Source organism: Cupriavidus sp. 05T313, from assembly GCF_056396665.1.
Genome location: NZ_JBFTLX010000441.1, coordinates 1 through 2800 on the forward strand (window position 1 = coordinate 1; position 2800 = coordinate 2800).

Annotated in this window: 5 protein-coding genes and 1 pseudogene; 1 reads left to right on the plus strand and 5 read right to left on the minus strand. The window is 61.6% G+C overall.

All coding sequences use genetic code 11. The annotated features are described in order from the left end of the window. The 5 genes and pseudogenes from AC1DKD_RS40515 to AC1DKD_RS40535 all read right to left on the minus strand — a co-directional run. Nucleotides 1–121 (minus strand): annotated as a pseudogene (locus tag AC1DKD_RS40515) (50S ribosomal protein L9); the annotation flags it as partial. 31 nt (nucleotides 122–152) lie between these two features. After that, complete coding sequence (gene rpsR / locus AC1DKD_RS40520) at nucleotides 153–431, minus strand: 30S ribosomal protein S18 (RefSeq protein WP_006163606.1); 279 nt, start codon at nucleotides 429–431, stop codon at nucleotides 153–155. Nucleotides 432–434: 3 nt separating this feature from the next. Further along, nucleotides 435–734: a primosomal replication protein N gene (priB, locus tag AC1DKD_RS40525; protein ID WP_477144672.1), complete on the minus strand. Its 300-nt coding sequence runs from the start codon at nucleotides 732–734 to the stop codon at nucleotides 435–437. 74 nt (nucleotides 735–808) lie between these two features. Further along, complete coding sequence (rpsF, locus tag AC1DKD_RS40530) at nucleotides 809–1183, minus strand: 30S ribosomal protein S6 (RefSeq protein WP_006163598.1); 375 nt, start codon at nucleotides 1181–1183, stop codon at nucleotides 809–811. A 101-nt stretch (nucleotides 1184–1284) separates the two neighbouring features. Further along, nucleotides 1285–2283 carry an asparaginase gene (locus AC1DKD_RS40535; protein WP_441630792.1) on the minus strand — a complete coding sequence of 333 codons (999 nt, stop codon included), beginning with the start codon at nucleotides 2281–2283 and terminating at the stop codon, nucleotides 1285–1287. Between the two features lie 224 nt (nucleotides 2284–2507). Between AC1DKD_RS40535 and AC1DKD_RS40540 the strand changes: the two genes are divergently transcribed. Then, nucleotides 2508–2800: LexA family protein (locus tag AC1DKD_RS40540; RefSeq protein ID WP_477144673.1), on the plus strand; the 293-nt coding region annotated here is incomplete at its 3' end.

Sequence of the window (2800 nt, forward strand, 5' to 3'; positions counted from 1 at the left end):
GGGTAGCACGGCGGGCCTTCTTGTTCGGGATCAGGAAGTTACGGGCATAGCCGTCCTTCACGCGAACGATGTCACCCAGGTTGCCCAGATTGATGACTTTCTCAAGCAGAATAATTTGCATCGTGTTTTCTCCTTAACGGACCTAGGGCCGATCAGTTCTTGTGCAGGTCGGTGTAAGGCATCAGCGCGAGGAAACGCGCGCGCTTGATAGCCGTATCGAGCTGACGCTGATAGTGCGCCTTGGTGCCGGTCAGGCGGGCGGGGGTAATCTTGCCGTTGTCGCCGATGAAATCCTTCAGGGTGTCCAGATCCTTGTAGTCGATCTGTTCCACGCCAGCCACGGTGAAGCGGCAGAAGCGCTTGCGCTTGAACAGCGGGTTTTGCTGCTGGAAGCGCTTCTTGTTCTTGTTGTCACGTTTGACGAATGCCATGATTCAATCCTTTTCGAATGCTTTACATCCAGTGATGTGAAAGACGAGAGCCTTGCTGTTGCGGTGCTTGCGGGCCAGGAATCCTTCGCAGTCGAGCATCGCGCCGAGCGGAGTCCGCTCAAGCCGCTGGCCGATCTGACCGATTCCCATGGCGGCGATGGCGAATTCCACCTGCCTGGGCGTTTGCGCCTCGACCGTCTCGCCCGCGTACTRCAAGATGCAGTTGACAACGGGGACCCCGGCCGGGGTGTAACGCAAGGCATCGCGTTCCGCGAGCGTTGCGCAGAGCCTTAGCTGGTTCAACGCACTCTCCCGCACCGATGCCCGCACTTGCCGCCGCGGCGTTCAACGCCCACGGCAACCACAACAGTCCGCACTTAGGCGGCCTGGACTTCGCTGGTCTGTTGCGCGGCCTTGCGGGCTTCTTCGCGCTGCACTTCCTTCATCATCGGGGACGGTGCGGTTTCGGCCTTCTTGGTCTGAACGATGAGGTGGCGCAGCACCGCGTCGTTGAACTTGAACGCGTGTTCGAGTTCAGCCAGGGTTTCCTTGCCGCATTCGATGTTCAGGCAAACGTAGTGAGCCTTGGCCAGCTTCTGGATCATGTAGGCCATCTGACGGCGGCCCCAGTCTTCCACACGGTGGATCTGGCCTTCCTGCGACGTGACCAGCGTCTTGTAACGCTCGATCATGGCCGGAACTTGTTCGCTCTGGTCCGGATGGACGATAAATACGATTTCGTAATGACGCATTGACGCTCCTTTTGGATAAGCCGCCCGGGCGCCATGTCCGGTGCAGCAAGGTTGGATAGCCTTAAAGTATAGCGTGCTTTTGCCTTTTGGAGCAAGCCGCCTTAGTTTTCGGCGAAGAGCGCCTGCAACGCAGCGGGATCCGCAGCCAGTCCGGGCGTTGTCGCCAGGGCCAGCATCAGGAGCACGCGCGCCTTATATGGATTGAGATCGCCTGCAGAAACGAAGGCACCTGAAGCCGGTCGTGGAGGTGCCGGCATTGCCACATGCCCTGCCCCGGTGCGCGAGCTACGCACCACGGCCACTCCCGCCCCGGCCGCGTCCACCAGCGCATCGACCAGCGACTGGTGAACCGACCCGTTGCCTGCGGCCGCCACGACCAGCCCCGCCACACCTGCCTGCGCCAAAGCATCCACCACCAACCGGCCGGGCTCCGCGTAACTAGCAATAATCTCCACCTGCGGCCACTTGCACGGCACGGCCCAGGCCCGGTCCGGCAACAGCCGGGGCGCACGGACAAATCGCACGAGGTCGTCCTGCACGAACCCGATCGGGCCAGCCAGCGGCGACACAAAAGCGTTGACCGCTGACGTATGTCCCTTCACCACATCCCGCCCGGCATGGATTTCCTGATTAATCACCAGTAGCACGCCCTTGCCCGCCGCCCCGGCGCTGGCAGCCACCCGTACCGCGTCCAGCAGGTTCAAGGGACCATCGGCCGACAGGGAGGTCGAAGGCCGCATCGCCGCCGTCAGCACCACCGGCACCGTGCCCACCCATGCCAGATGCAGCAGCATTGCCGTCTCCTCCAGCGTATCGGTGCCATGGGTAATCACAATGCCCGCCACATCGGCCTGCGCAGACCAGAACGCAACGCGTTCAACCAACCGGGCCCAGAGGACGAACGACATGTCCTTGCTATCCACCTGCGCCACCTGCTCCGCCTCGACGCGGGCCACGGCACCGAGCGCCGGCACAGCATCAAGCAGCGCCGTCACAGGCACCGTGGCCGCCTGGTACTTCGCGCTGCTGGCAGCACTGGATGAAGAACCGGCAATGGTGCCACCGGTAGCAAGCACGACGACACGAGGCAGGAGGGACATGGCGAGATAGAGATCGAAAGCCAGAAAGGTTAAGCAGCGAGCGAAAAATTAGGCTGCAAGTGCCGCGAATTGTAACGCCCAGGCTCACGCCGCACGGCGCGGTGAGCCTCGCCTGACGCACCTGTCGATGCGCAAACTCCCAAAATTCCGCTTGCACTTCACTCGATACTGTATAAAATCACAGCATACTGTTTAAACATACAGTGCTTTCCAACACGGCGACCATGGCGACCCTGACACCGCGACAGCAGCAGATTTTCGATCTGATTCGCAGCAGCCTCCAGCACACGGGCTTTCCGCCCACACGCGCCGAGATCGCCGCCAAGTTCGGCTTCTCATCGCCCAATGCTGCCGAGGAACACCTGAGGGCTCTGGCCCGCAAGGGCGTAATCGAACTCACCCCCGGCGCCTCGCGCGGCATCCGGCTCAAGGTTTCGCGCAGCGACTCAGAACTACCAGACCAATTCTCGCTGCCAATGGCCGGCGTGATGCAACTGACGCTGCCCCTGGTCGGGCG